A 20,943-nucleotide genomic window follows, 5' to 3' on the forward strand; every position below is an offset into this window, starting at 1 on the left:
GGACTCCCGGGCTACGTCCTGCTCATGTCCGGCTGTACATGTCCCTCAGCAGCCTGCGCATGTCGACCGGTCGGCTCGCCGACAGCCGGGGATCGGTCTGCGTCATCCGCCTGCTGTCCTCCAGGGAGTCCTGGAGTTCCTTGAGCCGGTTGAAGACATCCCTGTTCGCTCGGCGCTCCTTGCCCGACTCCTTGTTGAGAACGTCCTCCAGGCGGTCGATGTCGCGCAGGAACTCGGCGGCGGACGCGGCGTCGGGCGGCCTTCTGGAGATGGCGCCGGCCAGCCTGTCGATCTCCTCGTGCCACCGCTGCTGCTCCTGCTGGTTCTGCCTGGCGATCTGGTCGGTGAGCCGGGACAGCTCATCGCCGTCGATCATGGTGCCCGGATCGGCCAGTCTCACCCGCAGATCGCAGACACCGCGCGCCGTCCGGGAGGCGTCGACCGCGTCACGGAGCGACGCGCACAGCATGTCGACCTGCTGGGCCGCCTGCCGCTGCTGGTTGCTGATCCGTTCGATCTCCGCGTCGAAGAGGTCCTGGGGGATCGTGCCCGCATCCCGTCCCTCGTGCAGATCCCTGATCTGCGTGGCGATCGTCTTCAGGCCGCCGAAGTCGGTCCTGAGCTGACCACGGAGATCACCGAGCGACATGGTCGTCCCGTTCGGCAGGTCCACCCGCCTGTTGTTGAGGCTGCCGATCTCCGTGCTCGCGGCGGCGAGCACGTTCTCCACGGCCTCCATGTCGCGTGCACGGCGGTCGTCCACATCCGGCAGCCTCATCTCGGCCCACTGCCGGGACGCCGTGACGGCCGAGTCCTCGGCCCGGCGGGAGGTGATGACGATCCTCGAGAGCTCCTCGTCCCTGCCGCCGGAGATGAAGCGCGCCACGCGTTCCCGCACCTCGGGAACGCGCGTGTCGAGTCCGTGCGCCGCGAAGACGTCGACGAACTGACCGCCGTCGGTCACGTAGCCGCGTTCTCTCAGCTGCGCGGTGAGCCGGGCGATGTACTGGTCGTCGTTCTCCTCGACCCCGTCGACCATCTGGCGCTGCAGGGTGTACCGGTCGAGGAAGTGGACCGGGTGCGAGGCCTGCTCGATGCTGGTCCCCTCTGGGAAGACCCGCTGCCCGGACCGCTTGTCCACATGCGCCGGAACGGGAATGGCGAGGCCGTGGTTGCCCATCAGGAGCTGGTCGGTCGACAGACCCGTCGCGTTCGCCATGTCGGCGAGCGCCTGCATCTTCTCCTCGTCGTTGACGAACCCGGTGAACTCCGGGTCGAGGCCGCTGGGCTGCGCTCCGCCCCACTGCCGGGCCCGCAGCATGTTCAGCCCGTCCTCGGCGTGCTCGGCCGTCAGCCGCCGCTGCTCCGCGGAGTCGCTGACGCGGATGATGTTGCGGTGCCAGTCATCGGCCTGCCGCATGCCCGTCCGGCCGCCCTGCGCCATGGGCATGCCCGTCGCGACCGGTGCCGCGCCTGGTATCCCGGGCATGTTCGGGATGCCCCTGACGGCGGCCTGGAGGCCGCGGCCGTACGCGGCGGTGCCGGTGAAGGCCATGAGCGGCAGCGTCGCCAGTACCGCGGGCGGCGCCACCATCGTCAGCCCGGCCAGGCCCGCGGTCAGCCCGGCGTACGCGGCCGCCCGCTGCGCGGGCGACCCCGAGGCGGCCCTGCGCTGCAGGTTGTTGAGGCCCCGCTGCAGACGAGCGCGCCCGCCGTCGTACCTGTCCCTCGCCCAGTCGGTGACCGGGCGGACGGCCCGCTGCGCACGCCGCCCCGCGGCCCCGGCCACCGCACGCGTCGCACGGTTGTTCAGCATGCGCCGCTGCAACGACCGCTCGTCCAGGGCCGCCAGCCGGGCCCGTCCCGCGCCGAGGCGGCCGAGGCGCTGGGACACCTGCTGGCCGGCGTTGCGCGAGAGTCTCCGGTCGCCGCTGCTCCGCAACACGATCGCCGATGCGAATCCCGTGGCCCCGGTGGTGGTGGAGATGTCCCCGAGGCTCAGGATCTTGCTGATCTTCCTGAAGAGGTAGAGCGCCACCAGCGGAGCGGCACCCTGGGCGACCTGCTGGAAGAAGTTCGGCGTGGCATCGTCGGTGGTCGCCTCGATGGCCTGGTACGTGGTATCGGTGAGCATCGTCAGGAACGTCAGGCCGAGTGTGAAGAGCGCGTCACCGGCCGCCGCCGCACCCGTGAGCTTGAGCAGTCTCATGCCCTGCGGCAGGCCCGCGCCGATCAGCAGTAATGTCAGCGGCAATATCATCACGAGTGCCGCCAGGCCCACGCTCGAGACGGTCATACCGATCGCCATCGGTCCCATGACGAACAGGAAGACGAAGGCGACGATCATCGACATCAGGCCCTGGGTGAGCCGCTGCGCCTGGTTCTTGCCCAGCCAGGCGCTGACGTAGTTCCAGTCGGCCTGGCAGGCGGGTTCGCTCGCGTAGCAGTTCCCCAGCTTCTCCTTGAGCTCGTCGTCGCCGTTGAAGTAGAACGTGCCCATCGTGCCGTTGTCGCAGAGGAAGCAGAGCAGGTCGACGCCGGCGACGCTGAACTGATGCCCGCTCTTGTCGTCCTCGTAGGTGATCTGGCTGTAGAGCTTCTCGCAGGCCTTCGCCTTGTTCTTGGTGTCGGTGGCCTTGTCCCACTGCGGGATCGTGTGGCTGCTGCCGAGCCCGTCGTCGTTGGCCTTGCAGGCACCCCAGGCGATCATGATCATCTGCTCGTCCGCGGCGGGGTCGATGAAATAACCCCGGGCCATCGACGGCTGGGTGGTGCCCTTGGGATGGCCGGTCGCCAGGTCGTAGGCCTCCAGCTTGCTGGCGGTGTCCACATCGGCGTTGGCCTCGAGCCAGCGGCAGGACGCATGGGCCGGGGAGGGGAACTCCTTCGTGCCCTCGCCGAACTGCGCGGCCTGCCAGGAGCGGACGAGCGAGATCTCCCACATCTTGCTCACCTGCACCATCGCCTGTTTGCCGCTGGCGAGCGAGGTCCCCGCGTTCCGGCTCAGGTACTCGTCGTTGAGTTTCTCATCGAGTTGCGCACAGGTGACCGGACCCGCTCCGCCCTCCGGATGGTTGTCGTAGAAGACCGGATTGGTCTGCACGCCGTTGTTGACCCTGCCGATCTGCTGCAGGTTGTAGAGCGAGTCCGAGGCGGTGCCGAACCAGCCCTGGACCGTCGAGGCCATCCACGGCGCCGTGTACGCCGCGGTCGGATTGTCCTGGTGCTTGTCGGCCTGGTCGCCCATGAAGAAGATCAACCCGTTCGCGGCCAGGAACACCATGATCAGGCGCAGCCCGGCCGCGGGTCCCCTGCGGCCGCCGTGGCTGGACCAGCGCCGGACCACCGCCGCCAGGACGAACAGCCATGCGGGGATCAGGAACCACGCCGCGTACAGGGAGAAGGTGCGCACGACGGAGTTGATCGGATCCGCCGCCCGGCAGATCATGTCGAACGAGTAGCCGAACCCCATGAGCACGCCGATGATCCGCCAGCACAGGGCCGCCGCCATGAACATCAGGCTGGCGATCATCGAGACGAAGCGCTGGGTCTTGAAGATCCTGGCGTTGTCCACAACGAAGAGCTCGAAGGACGTCCACCGGTGCAGCGGCAGGAACGACCTCGCCTCGTTGTAGACGTCGCAGCCGTCCTGCTTGATGGTGTAGGTGGGGACGTCGCCGCCCGGGGCCGCGGCGAGCAGGCGCCCGCCGGGTCCCGCCGCGGTCTGCGCCGCCGGCGCGGCGGAGAAGGCCGGCGGCGACGACGCGGCGGGCATGGCCGGGGCCGCGGCCGGGGCCGGGGCCGGGGCCGCCGCCTGCGACGGCCGGCCGTCCGACGTGAAACCCTCGGTCTGCCCGGAGAGCAGGGCAAGACCGCCGAAGACGGTCAGCGCCAGCGCCCACACCACCAGCTGCAGCCCGCGCCGCGGGCGGCGGCCCGCCGCCTTCGCACGGGCCGGCTCAGCCCGGTCGGAACGGCTCCTGCCCAGCGGGTCACCGCGGTGGGCCGGGCCGGGCCTCAGCCGACGAGCCATGGGTTCTGCTCCTCCCCCGTCTGCGGCGGCGTGGTGAGGTCGGACCCCGTGTACGCCGCGGCGCCGGCGTCCTGCCCCGGCGGAACCTGGGCCGCGCCGTTCCGCCCCGGGTGCCCCGGGGCGGTGATGTCCTGTCCCGGCGGTGCGAGCGCGCCGGCCTGCTCCATCCGCGCGGCCGCCGCGACGGCCGCCTCGTACTCCTCCCGCTCGGCCTCCTCGCGGAGCCTGCGGGCCTCCTCGCGTCTGCGGCGGTCCTCCGGGTTCGTGCTGTAGGCGTCCGCCGCCTCGGGCGGCGTGGGACCGAGGACGACCTGGGCGTGCCGCCCGAACAGGTCGCGGAAGATCCCCCGGGCCCAGCGCGCCGGTTTGCCGTCCTCCGCCGGGAGCGGGCCGAACTCGCGGATCTGCGCGAGCCGTTCGGCCGTCGGCTTCAGGCCGCACAGGTTCAGCGCCGTCTCCGCCTCGCGCTTCTCGTTCAGCTTCAGCACCAGCACCCGGCTGAGGTAGGACTCCAGGTCCTTGGTCACCACGTCCGCGATCCGCTGGGTGAGGAACACCGGCATGATGTTCAGCGACCGGCCCTCCCGGGAGATGCGCTGCAGCGAGGCCAGCCCCTCGGCCTGCGAGAGGAAGGTCCACGCCTCGTCCACGATCAGCACACCCGAGCGGTTGGCGATGAGGATCTCCAGGGAGGCGCGGATGACCAGGCGCACCGCCGCCAGCGCGATGCGCTCCGACACCGAGTACTCGCTCGGCGTCTTGCCCTCCGGCAGGCCGAGTTCGCGGTCGAAGTCGACCAGCGTCAGCCTCTGCGACATGTCCAGGCGGGGCAGCGGCTGGAGGGCGATGCCGAGGGAGAACATGGAGGACGCCTCCATCTGCTGCTCCACCAGGCTGCGCACCCGCTCGGCGTCGTCGCCGGGGACGTACTTCAGGGCGTCCCAGACGCAGCGCGCGCCGTTGAGGGCGCCCCGCTTCAGCCCGGAACCGAGCGCGAGCCGCTCCGACAGCGTGAGCCCGTCGCGGGAGTCGTCCAGCGCGGACAGGATGTGCACGTTCGCGATCTCGGCCGCGATCGTCGGCGGCGCGTACCGGAACGGGTCGAAGGCCCCGGGCGACTCCTCCAGCGCCGACATCGACACGCGCCCGGCGGGGATCCCCAGTCTCTGGACGTAGTCCACCATCCCGTAGAGGGAGTCGCCGCCCTTCGGGTTCACGAAGATCACCGGCAGGCCGTTCAGCGCGGCCTGGGTGGCGACGGACTGCGCGAAGAAGGTCTTGCCGCTGCCCGGGTCGCCGAAGATCCCGAAGACCGGGGGCAGGTTCTTGCGGGGGGCGCCGAGCGGGTCGACGAAGAACGGCGTGCCGTCCGGGTCGATGAGCCCGCCGTAGACGCCCACGTCGTCGCCGAGGTCGGAGAACGCCTGGAGCCCGGCGTGCGAGACCATCGGGACGTTGACGTCCTGCAGGAACGGGTTCACGCGCACGGAGGAGCAGGGGAGGGTCTCCTCCAGTGCCTGGATCTGGCGGTGCTCCAGCGCCTTCATCTGGATCCCGTAGTACTGGGCCAGGAACTCCATGTAGGTCTCGGTGGCGTCGGTCAGCTCACGGGCCATGATGAAGCTGCACCTGGCCAGCATGGGCTGGTTGGAGTTCGCGAGGTAGTCCTCGACCTCCTTGGCCTGCTGGAAGGTCTGGGAGAGCTCCACCTTCTCCAGGTCCTGGGTCTTGCGCTCCTCCTCCATGTTGGACATGATCCGGCGCTGCGCCCGGCGGGCCCGCGCCCGCGTCAGGTTCGCCGGTTCGAGCTCGGCCCGGATCGAGATGACGTGCGGGGCGTCGCCGGGATGGCTGATCACGTCCAGCGCCCACTGGGCCTCAGGGGACGGCATGACCGGCTGGTCGAACCGCATGACCGCGGCCATCTCCAGCTCCCCGATGCCGGTGACGCCGAGCCGGGTCGGCATCTCCTCGATCACCGCGTCCGGGCCGCGCCCGAGGTTGTACCAGGACTCCAGCTGGTCGAGCTCCTGACGGGTCGGCAGCTGCGCGTCCGCCCGCTTGAAGATCGAGGCGATGTGCTCCATGTCCTTCTGGTAGTCGGACAGGTCGGGGACGTCGTCGGCCATGGAGTCCTTGACCAGGTCCGTCATCGCCTTCAGCGTCGCCATGCCGCCCTGCGAGCCCTTGCCGGCGCGGGACGTCTTGTCCATGAGCGACGACCGCAGCTGCACGCCGACGAACAGAGCGCGCTTCGGAGCCAGGAAGCCGAAGGCCTCGGCCTGGTACGCGCGCAGTTCCTCGGTGTTGTCCTTCGGCGGCGTGACGAGGTCGTCCCAGGTGATCGAGACCAGGTGGACGTTCCGGTTGTTGGACAGGGTCGCCAGCCCGCCCACGGGCTGGCGCGACGTCCGCCCCAGGTCACCGAGGAGCCTGGCCAGCGGCGCGGCCATCGACAGCTGCTCGGCCGGGTCCTCCCACTTCATCGGCGACAGCCGCACGGTGCGGTACATCCACACCTCGCCGTTGTAGCCGATGTAGACGCCGTCGGCGGTACGCCAGGCGTACGGAGTGGTCCACATGGTGGCGGTGTCGGCTTCGGAACGGCCTGCGCGGCTGGTCCCGGTGAGACGTCCGAGCGCCGCCCTCAGGTTGACCATGTGCTGTCATCTCCCTGGTCGTGTTGGCTCTCAGGGAGACAGTCCGGCATCTGGGGCTGGCGGCATCCATCATTGTCCGCACAGTCGCTAATAGAGATTCCGGCCGCTTCGGCGGCCGGGTGACAACCAGAGCGCTGAGGACACTGAGTGATGGCAACTGCGCCGAACCTCGTCGTCGCGGGGGACCCCGGCGTCGCCCGGACTTTGCGGGAGACCGGCCGGTTCTCCGCGGTGTACGACGCCGCCTCCGCGGCGGAACTTCGCGACCTGTCCAAGAGCGGGAGGGTCGGCTCCCCCGCCGCCTTCATGTTCGCCCCGGGATTCGTCGAGGACCTCCCGGGCGCGAACGTGGCGGTCCTCGCGAACGGGCTCGCCGCCAGCGGATTCACCGTGCTCGTGCACGGGCGGTTCGCCGAGCGCGGCGACGTCTTCGATCCGGCCGTGCACGTCACCGGCGGGCAGCTCAAGATGTCGGACCTGCTGGCGATCTTCGGGGTCACCGGCCAGGCCCCGGCCGAGCCCGCCCCGGCCGTATCCGAGACGCAGGCCCCGCCGCAGGCTCCGACCGCCGGGCGGCAGCAGGCGCGACCCGCCGAGGCCGCACCGCCCGCCGCCCAACCGCCCGCCGCCGAGCCGCCCGCCCAACCGGGGCCCGCCGCCCAGGCGCCCACTGGGCAGGCGCCCGCTACCGGGGGCTGGAATCCGGCCCCGGCGCGGCCTCTGTCCTTCGCCCAGGGGACGGGTCCCGTTCCGCCGCAGGCTCCCGAAGGGCCCCCGCCCTCCGCTCCGGCTCCGGCTCCGCAGCCGTGGCCGGCCCCGGCCCCGGGTCAGCAGGGGTTCGCGGACCAGCAGCCCGTCCCGGGAGCCCCCGCGGAGCCGGGGCCGCAATCGGGTTCCGCCACGAGGCACGACCACAACGCGTTGCCGTCCCAGCCGTCCTCGAACGGATGGCCGGGCCCGCAGCCGACGCCGGCCGCACCGGTCAGGTCGGAGGGGGCCGCCCCGGCCCGGGGGCGGGTCATCGCCATCGCCTCGGCCAAGGGCGGGGTGGGCAAGACCACCACGGCCGTGAACCTGTCGGTCTACGCGGCCAGGCATCTGCAGGCGGCCGGCCGCCCCGGGAGCGTGGCGCTGGTCGACACCAACTTCCAGCAGGCCGACATCGCGCGGTACCTGAGCGTGGAGTCGCCGACGATCCTCGACCTGCTCCGGGTGAACGGGTCGCTCAGGGTGGAGAACGTGCGCACCCATCTCGCGCACCTTCCGGACGCCGACCTGTTCGCCCTGCTCGGGCCGCAGGACGTCACCATGGCCGACCCCGCGCTGATCAACGCGATGCTGTACCGGCGGATCATCGCGGTGCTGAGGCAGGCGTTCGACTTCGTGTTCGTCGACACGCCGGTCGCCGAACTCTTCCACCTGACGTTCACCGACCTGATCCTTCCCGAGGCCGACGCGATCCTGGTCCCGGTCGAGCCCAACCGGGTGACGCTGGAGGCCGCCCGCGCCTGGCTCAGCGCGATCACCATGGCGCGGCACTCCCGCAGCGGCGGCGTCCCGCCCGAGAAGCTGTCGCTCATCCTCAACCGGGCCCGCGCCGACGTGGACTGCAGCCCCGAGGACGTCATGGACCTGATGCCGGGATGGCGGTTCGTCGGCATGATCCCAGAGGACCAGGAGTGGATGCAGGCCGCCAACAACCGCCGGCTGGCCGCGATGCGGGTCGGCCCGGACCTGGATGCGACCTTCCGCGAGATCCTGCAGTTCGTCACCGGGGACCCGGTGTTCGGCCAGCCCATGGCCGCGCAGCCGGGAAGCGGCCGGGGCGGCGTCTGGAGAAGGCTCCTCGGCATGGACCCCAAGTGATCATTCTCGAGCCGGCCAGATCATCAGAAAGGAAGCGGCTGTATGGCAGCGCAAAATGAGCCCGCCACCGGAATGGACTTCTGGGCGGCCATCGGCGTCGGCCAGGAGGAGGACGGGCCGGACGGGAAACCCGAGCAGGACAAGCTCCTGGTGACCGGCGCCCCCGCCTCCGCCGCACCGGCGGACACGGGCGCCGCCGCGGGCTCCGGGACGCAGGAGGGCCAGCAGGGTCCGCAGGCCGACTGGGCTTCGCTGTTCTCCGCCTGGGACGACTCCTCCAACGGCGGCGCCCCCGCCGCGGGGCAGGCGGCCGCGGCGCAGCCGGCCACCGGAAAGAGCGGGGCGGAGGCGGGCGCGGCGCCGGCCGCGAAGCCGAAGGCGCGGAACAAGTCCCGCGACGAGGAGCCGCGAGAGTCCGCGCCCCCGCCGGCCGAGCAGCCCCCCGGGGACGCGCGGAGCGCTGGAGCCGCGCCCGCCCCGGAGGCGGGCGCGGCGGCCCAGGCCTCCGCTCCCGCGCAGGAGTGGCGGACCACGCGCAGCACGCCCTTCGGAGCGGCCGAGCAGGCGGCACCGTCCGCGACACCCGCTCAGACTCCGCAGACGGCCCAGGCTCCGCAACCCACGCAGGCTCCGCAAGCCAGCCAGGCTCCCCAGGCTCCGCAGGAGCCCGCGGACGGCGCCGCACCGCAGCCCCCGCTCGCAGCGGACCCCGCGTGGACCACGGCGGAGCGCATCGCCACCGCGCTCCGCCCGCGGGTGGCCGAACTCTGGCTGGAGGTCCTCACCCGGCACACGGGCGGGGATCCGGCCATGGCCAGCAGGGTGTACCACGTCCTGAACGGGACCCACCTGCTCGGCGAGCTGATGCGAGACGAGACGATCGACGAGGTCCACGTCCACGGGACCCAGGTGACCGTCTGCGGAGCGCACGGCATCCGCCAGATCCCCGGGTTCCCCACCCTCGCGGCGTCCCGCCGGGCGGTCAAGACGATCGCCGCCTCCCGGGAGAAGCAGGGTCTCGTCGTCTCGAAGGTCAACGACTCCGTCGTGATCAGCCGGCGGAACGGCACGGCCCCGAACACGGGCGCCCTCGTCGCAAGCCGGGTCGTCAGCGCGGACCAGCTCGCCCGGATCCGGGGGGCGCTGCAGCAGATGCAGGCGGTGACCGTGACCGGCCCGGCCGCGCGGATCGTCATCCGCGCGCTGGCCTCGCTGATTCCGGAGGGCAGCCGCGTCTTCCTCGGTGCGTACGCGACGCTGCCCGCCGGGTGCGTCACGGCGGCGAGCCCGATGGAGGCCGACTACGTGCTCGGCGTGCGCCCGGGCGCGGTGGCCGAGGAGATGGCGGGCGCGGGGCAGGTCGGCGGCCTCATCGCCAACCCGGAGACGCAGTTCCCCGCGGCGCTGCGATTCGCCGTCACGGGGCCTTCCGCCGCGCCGGAGCGGCTGGTCGACCGCTGACCGACCGCCGCCGGATCCGCGGCCCCGCCTCGCGGGCCCGCGGCGCCCCGGTCGCGGTTCCTCAGGACTGACGAGGGGCGCCGACTCGCCGGCTCCGGCGAACGGCGCCCCTCTGGGGTCAGCTCAGGTGCACGGCGCGCTTGAGCTCCACATCGCCTATCTCCAGCACCTGCGCACGCGCCGCCGCCTCGGCCAGCGGCGCGATGAGACAGGCCAGGGGGGCGCGCCGGGGGGTGCCCGGCATCTCGGCCAGTTCGGTGACCCGGCGCACCCCGGCCGCATCGTGCAACTCGAAGCCGCGGACGGGATGCGCCCAGAGCCTGCCCTGCGCCGTCTCCATCACCGGCACCGCTCGATCGCCGGGGGCGACGGCGATCTCGCCTAATACCCAGCCCGTCCGCTGCGCCGCGTCGGCGTAGGCGATGACCTGCTCCAAGTTTCGCCGCAGCCGCGGCACGCAGGAGCCGCCGAACGTGACCGGCGGGCTGCCCAGCGCGACCGCGTCCCGGCAGCCGAGCCGACCCGCGATCTCGGCGACCCGATCGAGGACACTGCGGTGCACATGGCCCACGCGTTCTCCGTCCACGGTAAGCAGCACCACATTCGTGCGGCCCTGCGAATCGGCCATCGGCTCCCCTTGCCCTGGCGGCCCCCCGGCCGCCGGGGACGACTCAGGCGGTGCGCATGTCCACGACGCGGTCGGAGTCCAGGATGAAACTCGCGGCCTCGTCCGGAGTGACCCCCAGGACGTCGATGACCAGCCGGATGGGACCGACCTTCTCGGCATCACAGCGGTGGCACCTCGTCCGGTTGTCTCCGTACACCTTCATCGAGGGGTTCTTGTCGCCGTTGCTGTGCCGGCTCGGACGGGGGCAGTGCCACAGGTTCCCGTCGTCGGAGGAGGAGCCGAGCCGCGTGAGCACGGTCTTGATGTCCACCGACTTGGCCTCGGCGATCCGCTTGTTGTGCGGCGAGACGGGGACGGGCGGCACCATGTCGGCGCCGCGGCGCCCGGCCCGCAGCTCCTGCCGGTACTTGGCGGCCTCGCGCCGCAGCTTCTCAAGGTCGATGCCCTGGGCCGGGTCGTCCTTGGTGACGGGCGGGGGCTCGTTCCCGGTGGACAGGTAGGGGAACCGGTCGTCGGCCCGCCGCCGCAGCGCCGCGACGAGCACGAACGTGGCGAGCGCGTCCCTGGCCGCCTCCGGCGGGACCATGCGCAGCCGCGCCGCGTACCTGATCACGGTGGCGGCCTCCGGGGTGACGAGCTGCTGGGGGCCGGAGCCGATGTGCACGGTGGGGACGCCTTCGGCGTCCTGGCCGCCGACCTGGCCCCATTCCAGGTAGCCCGGGGGGCGGCCCGCGTCGGGGAAGGCCTCCCCCTGCGGGTCCAGCCGCGAGAACTCGAGGACGGTCCCGCCGGCGTAGGCGTCGACGCGGCGGCCGGCGAAGCCGCACAGTGCCGCGTACGGCACGATGCAGGCCGGGTCCTCGGGGGCGAGGTAGATGACCCGCGATCGGAAGTCGGCCGCGGTCAGGCCGCTCGCCCGCAGGCCGGCGATGGTCGCGGCGATCACGTCCTGGTCGTCGCCCGGAACCAGGTCGACCGACTTGATCCCCTCGAGCGCCGGAGGTGAGCCGGTGGTACGAACGGCCAGCACGTAATCGGTCAACTGCTGCATCCGGTCTCCTTTGTGGTGTGCTTCGCAGCGCGCTGCTCGTGTGTGTCACGCATGACCGTCCACGCGAGATGGCGAGCCGCATGTTTTATTTGTCAACCGGTGCGGCGGTGCTCGCCCTCCGGTCCTCTGGTACTTGCCGATCCTGCCTGGCCCGAAACGGTTATGACTGAAGAGTGGACACCGGCCGGGGCGACCGGTGCCGCACCTGGCCGGGTCCGGCCGGGTGCCGAGATTACCGCCGGCCGTTCGCGCGGCAGGCGGCAGGACACGGAGAAGGGTGCACAGTGCCAGCGCAAACCAAGGAAGAGTTCTACGTCCGGCGCCTCTTCGACGACGACGTCCCCGTGTTCGTGGACGCCACCAGATACGTCCGGCAGGACCTTCCCTACCCGCTCAGCGCCAAGAAGGCGCTGAAGGCGACCTGCGGGGTCCGCACGGACAACGAGGTGCTGGCGTTCAGCCTGCGCAACTACACCGGCAAGCAGGCCGAGCGCGAGGTCGAGCACGTCGAGACCACCGTCGGCGGGCGTGTGACGGCGCAGAACCAGCTGCGGCTGCGCATGCCCCGCAGGACCCTGCACGGCCTGAACGAGACGGCGCGGGCCCTGTCGGTCGTCCTCGGCGACGAAGTGATCACCGAGCTCGACGGCGACCTCTACCTCCTCACCCTCACCCGCGCCGGCAACGAGGGGACGCTCACCCTCGCCGGCAAGCTGACGAGGTCGGAGGGCGGCTTCGTCCGGTCCGAGCTCAGCGAGTCCGACACCGAGTTCGAACTGCCGGTCGCGGGAGTGCGGCTGCGGATCTTCCTGCGCTCCCCGGTCCGCGACCGCCTCATCGCCTACGGCTTCAGCGGCTACCTCACCCGCAAGCCCGGTGAGATGGAAACGGTGACCCGGGCGACCGCGCTGGCCATCAACAGCATCCTCGGCCTGGCCACGTTCCGCATGCTCTCGCAGCTGGACCACATCGACGTCCCGGCCGCGCCGCGCGGCAACGCCGTCCGGCAGCGCAAGCCCTCCGAGCGGGTGACCTTCGCGGTGCCGGTGCTGCTGTTCACCGACGACGGGACGCCGGCGGCCCGCGGCCACGTCGCCGCCGAGATCGACCTGGACCAGGTGGACCCGGTGACCGGCGGCCTGCAGCTGCACGTCACGGCCGGCGACCAGCTGGAGTGGAACCCGGCGGTGGCCGAGACGGTGAAGTTCGAGTCCTACGAGCGGGTGCTCACCGAGACCATCGGCGCCATGCTCCACTCGGCCGTGGGCGCCGACACGGTGCGCGACCTGGCCTACGACATCATGCTGGGCGACCTCCAGGCCGAGGGAATCGCCCGCCTGCGCACCGCGACCACCGGCCTCCCGGGCCTGGCCGCCAAGCCGCACCACGCCGAGGTGCGGTCCGTGCAGCCGACCACCGGCGCGCCGGTGGCCTGATCCCGGCGCGGTCCGGCGCCGCGCCTCGCACCGTCCGCGCAGGCCGGCGGCACCAGAGCCCTGGTGCCGCCGGTCCGGGCGTTCGCCCCCGTCCGCGCGCGATACGGGATCGTCGCGCGGCGGGATCAGGCGAGCGGCGGGGCCAGGCCCTAGAGTCTCCGGGTAGCGGCCTCCACACTGGAGACGACGGTCAACCAGTTCAAGATCATCAGGTATCGTCGGGCCGTCGAGGACGAGGCTGGACGGGACTGCTGTGGGCGAGTTCGATGGCACTCCGCCGCACGACACCCGGCGCGACGCCGGGACGACGAGGCGGGACGCGGCGGTGCCCGGGCCGCGCCCGGCGTCGCCGACCAGGCGGGAGGGCCACGGCCCTGGGGATCCGCTGGTACGGCTGCCGGCCGAGCTCGGCGAGCGCTACACGGTGGTCGCCGAGTTGCCCGTGCAGGGCGCTGAGTCCGACCTGCTCCTGGTGCGCGACGACGACGGCGCCGAGTTCGTGGCGAAGATCTTCCGCCGCGGGTACCGCGCCGACCGGGAGGTGTGGGCGAAGCTGCCCGCGCTCCAGGCGCCGAACGTGCTGCGCATCCTGGAGACCGGGCACGCCGGCGGGCGCGACTACGAGATCACCGCGTACGCGCCTGACGGCAACCTGCGGGCGCTGATGGACGAGGGGCCGCTGTCCGCGGCGGCCGTCGGCGATGTCGCCGCCCAGCTCGCCGACGGCCTCCGGGCCCTGCACCGGGCCGGCATCGTCCACCGGGACCTCAAACCCGAGAACGTCCTGGTGCTGGAGAGGGAGCCGCTGCGGCTCGCGATCGCCGACTTCGGGCTGAGCAGGGTGCTCGACCAGAGCGTGGTGTTCGCCTCGTCGTCGCGGACGCTGGCCTACGCGGCGCCGGAGTCGCTGTCCGGCCAGGTGTCGCCGGCGCGCGACTGGTGGTCGCTCGGCATGATCGTCCGGGAGCTGGCGACGGGCCGGGCGCCGTTCGAGGGGCTGAGCGAGACCGTCGTGGTCGACCATCTCGCGACGCGGCCTGTCGGCGCGGACGACGTCCGCGACCCGCGGCTGCGGCTGCTGTGCCAGGGGCTGCTGACCCGCGATCCGCGCAGGCGGTGGACGGGCGAGCAGGTGGGGCAGTGGCTGGACGGCGGCTCCCCGCAGGTCGCCGAGGAGAGCGTCGAGGCGGGTGACGGGCTCGCGTTCCAGGGGCGGCGCTACTCCGACCGGCGGGAGCTGGCGCGCGCGCTCGTCGGGAGCTGGGAGCACGCCGCCCAGTACTTCTTCGGGCGCGGCGAGGCGGGCGAGGCGTGGCGGAGCCTGCGGGAGTGGCTGGCGCGGGTGACCGGCGACGGCCGCGCCGAACTCGTCGACGGCTACCTGACGACGGCGCTGCCGCCGGACGTGAAGCTCCTGCATCTGGTGCTGTGGCTTGATCCGTCGCTGCCCCCGCACTTCCTCGGCCGCCGGACCGGCTCCGGCGACCTGCCGGGGCTGGCGGCGCTGGCGGACGACCGGCGCCATCCCGACCACCGCACCGCCTGCCTGATCGGACGGGCGCTGTGGAGGCACCGCCTGCTGCACGTCCTCGCCGGGTTCGAGGGCGGCGAGGACCTGGCCCGCGTCGACGACCAGTGGCGCGCTCACGTGGCGGCCTGGGACGACCTGGCGCGCTGGCTGCGCGAGCAGGGCGCCACACCGCCGGGCCTGGCGAGGCGCCTGCCCGGTGCCGAGGCCGAGGAGCCGCCCGTCGTCCTGCTCACGCTGCTCGCCCTGGCGGCGCGCCCGGCGGAGACCCACCGTCTGATCGCCGAGGGCGCGGCGCGGGCGCGCGCGTCCGTCTCCGAGCCGGTGCCGTGGCTCATCTGGATGGCGGACGGCGCGGGCGACGACCCGCTGCGGCTGCTCGCGGTCGCGCGCGCCGCGCCCGAGGCGGTCGCGGAGACCGAGTCCCGGGCGCGCGAGCGGCACGCCGCGGCGCAGCGCGAGGAGGCGCTGCGCGCGCGGTGGAGCGACCTCGAACGCCGGCGGCTCGCGGGGCGCGGCGCCGCCATGGCGAAGGCGGCCGCGCTGACGGTTCCGCTGCTGCCGTTCTGGCTGGCGGGCAGCTGGGTCGTCGGGTCGCTGTTCGGCGGGGGCGACGGCGACGGCACCTCGTCGGTCGGCCTCCACAGCTCCTCCCCCTCCGGCATCTCGTTCGGGGTCCTGGCCGTCATATCGGTGCTGGCGTGGGCCGTGCACTGCGGCACCGAGGTCCTCGTGGCGCGCACGCAGGGCGCGGACTATCTCCGGCAGGGGCCGTGGGCGATGGTCTCCGGAATCCTCGGGGCGGGCGGCCGCGGCCTGTCCCAGGCGTCCCAGACGATGTCGGGCGCCGCGCGGCGCGGCGGCCGGCGCGGCTGCCGGACCGGTTGCGTGATCGCGCTGCTCGTCGCGACGGTGCCGGCGGTGCTGCTCCTCCTCGTGATCGGGGCGCTGACGTCGATCGCGAGCATGCTGTGGATCCTCGTCATGGTCGCGGTTCCCGCCGCGCACGTGGTCGCGGCGGGCGTGCGGCTGCATCACTGGCGGCTGGCGCGCAAGAACGGAGGAGCCCTGTGAGCAGCGGGATCGACGCCGACATCGCGCTGGACGCCGCGGTGGTGCTGAGCCTCGGCATGAACCGCGTCCTCGGGCGCGGCGCGGGGCTGGCCGCGAGCGCGGCCGAGGCGCTGGCGGCCCGCGCCGCCGGACGGGCGGAGGCACGGGCGGCCGCGCTCGCCGAGGTGGAGACGCACGAGCGGGCGCTGCGCGAGGTCGTGGAGCGGAGCGCCCGCATCGCGGCGCTGGCCGAGACCCGCGCGAAGATCGGCGCGGACGTGGCGCTGCCCGAGCCCCTCGACCCCGCCGGCCTGTCCCCCGCGGAGCTGACCGCCTGGTGCGCCGCCACGGACCCCGTCCTGGACGAGGCCGAGCGGCGCCTGTCCGAGCACCTCGCCGCGCAGGTCAGCACGCAGATCTTCGCCGTGCCCACCGAAGGGCTGGCGGCCGACCTCGGGCAGGGCCCCCCGCCGCCCCGGCGCGAGGACGGCGACGTCCGCGGGAACCTGGAGCGGATCATGGCGCGGCTGCTGCCCGACGCCGCCGAGGAGGAGCGGCGCGCGGTGGCGGAGGCGGCGCGGCTGCTGGCCGGCGTCGCGACGGCGGACGAGGCGGAGGGCGTCCTCCAGGAGGTCCGGCTGCGCATCCAGGACGCCAACGGCCGCACACGGGAGCGGCGCGAGGAGGAGCGGCGCCGCGCGGCCGAGCGCGAGGCCGCCGAGCAGGCCGAGGCCGAGCGCCGGTACGTCCTCGACTCCATCACCGCCGCCTTCGAGGACATGGGGTACGAGGTCCAGGCCGGGTTCGAGACGCTGACGGCCGAGGACGGCACCCTGACGCTGACCAGGGGCGGCTGGCCCGACCACAGCGTGCGGATGCGCGTGGAGGACGCGGCGCACGTGCGGGCGTCGATGGTGCGCGAGCGGCCCGCCGAGAGCGAGGACGACCGGCGGCTGGACGTCGAGCGCGAGCGCGAGTGGTGCGAGGCGTTCGAGGCGGCGCGCGAGCGCCTCGCGGACGCGGGGATCCGCTCCGACGTGGGCTGGCGCCTCGACCCGGGCGTCCGTGAGCTGCCGGTTTCGACCCGGAACAGGCAGACTAGGGGCCGAGTCGGCCAACGCGAGCGCTCTCGCGAGCGTCACAAGTGAGATGCGGAGGCACGGACGGAGCGGATTGGGGAGCACGCTAGATGAGCATTGATTCGCCTACCCTCGGGGGGCGGTTGCAGGGTTGGCCGCCATTCATCCGCGAGCTGGACGCGACCCTCTCGGTGCACTCCCAGTACGTCCTGTCGGGCAACCTCTACGACAGCTTCCTCTCCCCCGCGGCGGACGGCGCGCCCGCCCAGCTCCTCCCGCTGCGCGCCCTGCTGTGGGAGACGCTGCGCTCCAGCGGCGCGTCCTTCATGGCCGTGTACGACCCGGTCGACGGGCTGCAGATCGTCCCCGGTCCCGAGGACGCCGCCGGGGCCGAGGCGGCCGCCGCGGCCGAGCGGCTGCTGGGCAAGACCAAGGCGGACGAGAAGCCGTCGCTGGAGGGGCTGACCCGCTACCTGGCCGGGGTCGCCCGCCCGAAGGAGAACGTCCGCGCCGCGTTCGTGATCGACTCGGCGTCGCGCATCGCCCGCACCCCCACCGACCTGGAGCCGGCCGAGCGCGACTTCTTCCGGTTCTGCGCGAAGCTGTCGCGCAGCGCCCGCCCCGTCCGGGTGGCCGGGGCGCGGCCGAAGCCGCTCTACAACCCGGTCGTCTGGCTGGTGGAGCGGCCGGGCGACCTGCCGCCGTGGCTCACCGCCGACAACGAGAACATCCGCGAGATCACGATCCCGCGCCCGCACCTCGGCGACCGGCAGGAGACGGCGCGGCTGCTGGCCCGCGCGTTCGGGGTCGGCGACGTCGCCGCCGACGAGGCCGCGGCGGCGGCCTGCGACGCGTTCGCCGAGCAGGCCGACGGGCTCACCCTCCAGTCGATGATCGAGGTGACCCGGCTGGCGAAGGAGCGGGGTGTCGACCTCGCCGACCTGCCGGACGCGGTCCGCACCTACAAGCTCGGCGTGCTCGACAACCCGTGGAGCCGCGGCCACCTGCGCCGCCGGGTGCTGGACGGGGAGAAGCGCGTCCCGGAGCGGGTGATCGGGCAGCCGCAGGCCGTCACCAAGACCCTCGACATACTCAAGCGGGCGGTGCTCGGCCTGTCGGGCGCGCAGGCGACCCGGTCCGGGAGCCGGCCGCGCGGGGTGCTGTTCTTCGCCGGCCCGACCGGCACCGGCAAGACGGAGCTGGCGAAGGCGATCACCGAGCTGGTCTTCGGGGACGAGTCGGCCTACCTGCGCTTCGACATGAGCGAGTTCTCCGGCGAGGGGTCCGGCGACCGGCTGATCGGGTCGCCGCCCGGGTACGTGGGCCACGAGGCGGGCGGCGAGCTGACCAACGCCGTCCGCGAGGACCCGTTCCGGGTGATCCTCTTCGACGAGATCGAGAAGGCGCACCCCCGGATCCTGGACAAGTTCCTCCAGATCCTGGAGGACGGCCGCCTCACCGACGGCCGCGGCAACACCGTGCACTTCTCCGAGTCGATCCTGATCTTCACCTCGAACCTCGGGATGTACGTGCCGGGGCGCGACCTGACGGCCCGCGACCCCTTCCCGCTCGGTACCCCCGAACGTGTGCAGAACATCACAACCGGGATGACCTACGACGAGGTGGAGCAGCGCATCAAGGGCGCCGTGGCCGACCACTTCACCGAGGTGCTGAACCGGCCGGAGCTGCTCAACCGGTTCGGCGACAACATCGTGGTGTTCGACTTCATCTCCGCCGAGGCCGCGCACAAGATCTTCGACCTGCAGTTCGCGAACATCTGCCGGCGGGTCACCGACGAGCACCGGCTCGTCCTGGCGGTGAAGGGCGAGGCGCTCGAGACGCTCCGCCGGTGGTGCACGGAGGAGCTCGACAAGGGCGGGCGCGGCATCGGCATGGCCCTGGAGTCGCACTTCGTCAACCCGCTGGCGCGCGCGCTTTTCGACCGGGAGCTCGTCCCAGACGAGAAGGTCACCGTCACGGGCATCCGGCGCGAGGGCAGCATCGTGCATCTGGACCTCCAGTGAGCACGGGCCGGCCCGCCGCGTCCGGAGCGGGCGCGGGCGAGACGCTCCTGCTCGCCAAGGCGCACTATCCGGTGACCACACTCGGCCCCGGAACCCGTGCGGGAATCTGGACGCAGGGCTGCACGCTGCACTGCGACGGCTGCCTCTCCCGCGACACGTGGGACGCGGACCCGGGGCGGGCGATCCCCGTCCAGGCGGTCCTAGGATGGCTCGCGTCCCTTCCGGAACCGGTCGACGGGGTGACCATCTCGGGCGGAGAACCCTTCCAGCAGCCGGCCGCGCTCGCGGCCCTGGTGCGGGGGATCCGCGCGTGGCGGGAGACCCGAGGCCGTGAGACGATTGCGATGGACATATTGGTGTACAGCGGATATGTCTACTCTCGGCTCTCGCGCGCCGGTGTGACGCGCGAGATCGTGGACATGTGTGACGCCGTGGTCACGGGGCCCTACGTCGACCGGCTCAACCCGAAGGGGCGACACCCAGAGGACGGCTCTCTACTCTGGAGGGGGTCGGCCAACCAGCGTGTCGTGCCGGTGTCCCCGCTGGGACGCGAGCGGTACGGGGCAGTGGCCGGCGTCGGTGACACTGAAGTCGGCGACACTGAAGGAAGAGGGCCCCGAGTACAGGTGTCCGTGGACGAAGGGCCGGAGGGAAGGCGGGTGTTCTACATCGGGATCCCGCGACGGGGTGACATGGAGCACCTCACGTCGAGGCTCGACCGCGCCGGCGTGCGCTCGGGGGATGTGTCATGGCGACCTTGAACTGTCCGGTCTGCGACGAACCGGTCCAGCCGGGTGATCTGCTCTGCATGAGCTGCGGGGCCAACCTGGCGCGCGCCGGCGGCGCGCCCCAACCGGGCCCGGGCGGGTACGGCCAGCCTCAGCACGGCCAGCCGCAGCCGGGGCAGTACGGCCAGCCTCAGCACGGCCAGCCTCAGCCGGGGCAGTACGGGCAACCCCAGCACGGGCAGCCCCAGCCGGGGCAGTACGGCCAGCCTCAGCACGGCCAGCCCCAGTACGGCCAGCCTCAGCCGAACGACCCGTACCAGCAGCAGGCCCCGAACCAGCAGGGTCCCTCCGGGCAGCCGCAGGACCCCTGGGGTCCGCAGCAGCAGCAGCAGCAGCCGGACGCGTGGGGGCCGCCCATGCAGCAGCCTCCCGCCGACCAGCAGGGGCAGCCCCAGTACGGCCAGCCCCAGCACGGGCAGCCCCAGCACGGGCAGCACGGTCAGCCGCAGCATGGCCAGCACGGGGGCCAGTCGCCCATGCAGCAGCAGCCTGCCGACCCCTGGGGCATGCCCCAGCAGCAGCAGGATCCGTGGGGCGCGCCGCAACAGCAGCAGTCACCGGCGGCCGACCAGTACCAGCAGCCGCAGGACCAGTACCAGCAGCCGCAGTACCAGCCGCAGGAGCAGTACGGCGCTCCGCAGCCCGGTCCGGGCGACCACCAGTTCGGTCCGCCGCAGCAGCACTCCCCGTACGGGCAGCCGCAGCACGGAGGCCCCCAGCACGGCGGTCAGCCCCAGCACGGCGGTCAGCCCCAGCACGGCCAGCCGCAGCACGGGGGCCAGCCGCAGCACGGGGGCCAGCCTCCGCTGCCGCCGCACGGCCGTGAGGCGACGCTGCTGCCGCACGAGCACAACCAGGGCCAGGGCCAGCGCCCGCCCGCACCCGACAGCACGGCGTTCATGTGCCCGTACTGCGAGGCGGTGCTGACCAACCCGGGCGCCGCGCAATGCGACTCGTGCCTGCGCCCGCTGCCGCAGAAGGGCACGCCCATCCTGCGCGTCCAGTTCCCGACGGGCGAGCTCAAGGTCTCCGTCGGGCAGCACCTGGTCCTCGGCCGGGACGCGGGCCAGTCGCCGGTGGCGGCCACGTTCACCCAGTACGACAACGTGTCGCGGCGCCACTCGACGGTGTGGCTCGACCCGTCCGGCACGGCGTGGGTGCGCGACGAGGGCTCCACCAACGGGACGTTCGTCAACGGCGAGCGGCTCCCCCGCGGTGTGGAGGCCCCGCTCCGCGACGGCGACCAGCTCCGTCTGGCCGCCGACGTGACGGGCACCGTCCAGCTGAACTGAGCGCCACGAGCGAAAAGGGGGCGGCCCCGCGGTTCTCGGAGAAC

Annotated in this window: 14 protein-coding genes; 8 read left to right on the forward strand and 6 right to left on the reverse strand. The window is 72.7% G+C overall.

The window, feature by feature from the left end:
• Window positions 1–22 precede the first annotated feature (22 nt).
• On the reverse strand, window positions 23–4,033 hold the full coding sequence (locus FKD65_RS15520; RefSeq protein ID WP_168221054.1) for a SoxR reducing system RseC family protein: 4,011 nt from the start codon (window positions 4,031–4,033) through the stop codon (window positions 23–25).
• The gene (locus tag FKD65_RS15530; RefSeq protein WP_141578181.1) at window positions 4,018–6,693 is read right to left on the reverse strand and encodes an ATP-binding protein; all 2,676 of its coding nucleotides are present in this window, start codon (window positions 6,691–6,693) and stop codon (window positions 4,018–4,020) included. The genes FKD65_RS15520 and FKD65_RS15530 overlap by 16 nt, the downstream gene beginning before the upstream one ends.
• Before the next feature lie 150 nt (window positions 6,694–6,843).
• Here FKD65_RS15530 and FKD65_RS15535 point away from each other — a divergent pair, with 150 nt between their 5' ends.
• Both FKD65_RS15535 and FKD65_RS15540 read left to right on the forward strand, forming a co-directional pair.
• Window positions 6,844–8,559 carry an AAA family ATPase gene (locus tag FKD65_RS15535; RefSeq protein WP_141578182.1) on the forward strand — a complete coding sequence of 572 codons (1,716 nt, stop codon included), beginning with the start codon at window positions 6,844–6,846 and terminating at the stop codon, window positions 8,557–8,559.
• Between the two features lie 42 nt (window positions 8,560–8,601).
• Window positions 8,602–10,020, forward strand: a complete 1,419-nt coding sequence (locus FKD65_RS15540) for a hypothetical protein (protein WP_141578183.1) — start codon at window positions 8,602–8,604, stop codon at window positions 10,018–10,020.
• Window positions 10,021–10,138: 118 nt separating this feature from the next.
• Here FKD65_RS15540 and FKD65_RS15545 read toward each other — a convergent pair whose 3' ends face one another.
• Together FKD65_RS15545 and FKD65_RS15550 are read right to left on the reverse strand one after the other, a co-directional pair.
• Window positions 10,139–10,648, reverse strand: a complete 510-nt coding sequence (locus FKD65_RS15545; RefSeq protein ID WP_141578184.1) for a hypothetical protein — start codon at window positions 10,646–10,648, stop codon at window positions 10,139–10,141.
• 43 nt (window positions 10,649–10,691) lie between these two features.
• Window positions 10,692–11,699 (reverse strand): hypothetical protein, encoded by a 1,008-nt coding sequence (locus tag FKD65_RS15550; protein WP_141578185.1) that lies wholly within the window; start codon window positions 11,697–11,699, stop codon window positions 10,692–10,694.
• Window positions 11,700–11,983: 284 nt separating this feature from the next.
• On the opposite strand from FKD65_RS15550, the gene FKD65_RS15555 reads away from it, so the two are divergent.
• From FKD65_RS15555 to FKD65_RS15575, 5 genes are all read left to right on the forward strand, one after another.
• Window positions 11,984–13,135, forward strand: a complete 1,152-nt coding sequence (locus FKD65_RS15555; RefSeq protein ID WP_141578186.1) for a hypothetical protein — start codon at window positions 11,984–11,986, stop codon at window positions 13,133–13,135.
• Window positions 13,136–13,388: 253 nt separating this feature from the next.
• Entirely contained in the window at window positions 13,389–15,737 is a 2,349-nt protein-coding gene (locus FKD65_RS15560; protein WP_141578187.1) for a serine/threonine-protein kinase, read from the forward strand.
• Window positions 15,734–16,864 carry a response regulator receiver protein gene (locus tag FKD65_RS15565; RefSeq protein ID WP_141578188.1) on the forward strand — a complete coding sequence of 377 codons (1,131 nt, stop codon included), beginning with the start codon at window positions 15,734–15,736 and terminating at the stop codon, window positions 16,862–16,864. The genes FKD65_RS15560 and FKD65_RS15565 overlap by 4 nt, the downstream gene beginning before the upstream one ends.
• Window positions 16,865–16,905: 41 nt before the next feature.
• Window positions 16,906–18,819: an AAA family ATPase gene (locus tag FKD65_RS15570; protein ID WP_141578189.1), complete on the forward strand. Its 1,914-nt coding sequence runs from the start codon at window positions 16,906–16,908 to the stop codon at window positions 18,817–18,819.
• Window positions 18,820–18,890: 71 nt separating this feature from the next.
• Complete coding sequence (locus FKD65_RS15575; RefSeq protein WP_240810163.1) at window positions 18,891–19,580, forward strand: 4Fe-4S single cluster domain-containing protein; 690 nt, start codon at window positions 18,891–18,893, stop codon at window positions 19,578–19,580.
• Here the strand turns inward: FKD65_RS15575 and FKD65_RS44220 are convergent.
• Complete coding sequence (locus tag FKD65_RS44220) at window positions 19,484–20,152, reverse strand: hypothetical protein (protein ID WP_168221055.1); 669 nt, start codon at window positions 20,150–20,152, stop codon at window positions 19,484–19,486. The genes FKD65_RS15575 and FKD65_RS44220 overlap by 97 nt on opposite strands.
• Window positions 20,153–20,161: 9 nt before the next feature.
• The gene (locus FKD65_RS44225; protein WP_168221056.1) at window positions 20,162–20,452 is read right to left on the reverse strand and encodes a hypothetical protein; all 291 of its coding nucleotides are present in this window, start codon (window positions 20,450–20,452) and stop codon (window positions 20,162–20,164) included.
• Between the two features lie 54 nt (window positions 20,453–20,506).
• Here FKD65_RS44225 and FKD65_RS44230 point away from each other — a divergent pair, with 54 nt between their 5' ends.
• Complete coding sequence (locus FKD65_RS44230) at window positions 20,507–20,899, forward strand: FHA domain-containing protein (RefSeq protein ID WP_168221057.1); 393 nt, start codon at window positions 20,507–20,509, stop codon at window positions 20,897–20,899.
• Window positions 20,900–20,943 lie beyond the last annotated feature (44 nt).

Source organism: Actinomadura sp. WMMA1423 (assembly GCF_006547145.1).
Taxonomy (GTDB): Bacteria; Actinomycetota; Actinomycetes; order Streptosporangiales; family Streptosporangiaceae; genus Spirillospora.

What these genes read in the sequence shown, in the direction of transcription:
- FKD65_RS15520 (WP_168221054.1), bottom strand. Translation starts at nt 4,033, where the DNA reads ATGGCTCGTCGGCTGAGGCCCGGCCCGGCCCACCGCGGTGACCCGCTG.
- FKD65_RS15530 (WP_141578181.1), bottom strand. Translation starts at nt 6,693, where the DNA reads ATGGTCAACCTGAGGGCGGCGCTCGGACGTCTCACCGGGACCAGCCGC.
- FKD65_RS15535 (WP_141578182.1), top strand. Translation starts at nt 6,844, where the DNA reads ATGGCAACTGCGCCGAACCTCGTCGTCGCGGGGGACCCCGGCGTCGCC.
- FKD65_RS15540 (WP_141578183.1), top strand. Translation starts at nt 8,602, where the DNA reads ATGGCAGCGCAAAATGAGCCCGCCACCGGAATGGACTTCTGGGCGGCC.
- FKD65_RS15545 (WP_141578184.1), bottom strand. Translation starts at nt 10,648, where the DNA reads ATGGCCGATTCGCAGGGCCGCACGAATGTGGTGCTGCTTACCGTGGAC.
- FKD65_RS15550 (WP_141578185.1), bottom strand. Translation starts at nt 11,699, where the DNA reads ATGCAGCAGTTGACCGATTACGTGCTGGCCGTTCGTACCACCGGCTCA.
- FKD65_RS15570 (WP_141578189.1), top strand. Translation starts at nt 16,906, where the DNA reads ATGAGCATTGATTCGCCTACCCTCGGGGGGCGGTTGCAGGGTTGGCCG.
- FKD65_RS44230 (WP_168221057.1), top strand. Translation starts at nt 20,507, where the DNA reads ATGTGCCCGTACTGCGAGGCGGTGCTGACCAACCCGGGCGCCGCGCAA.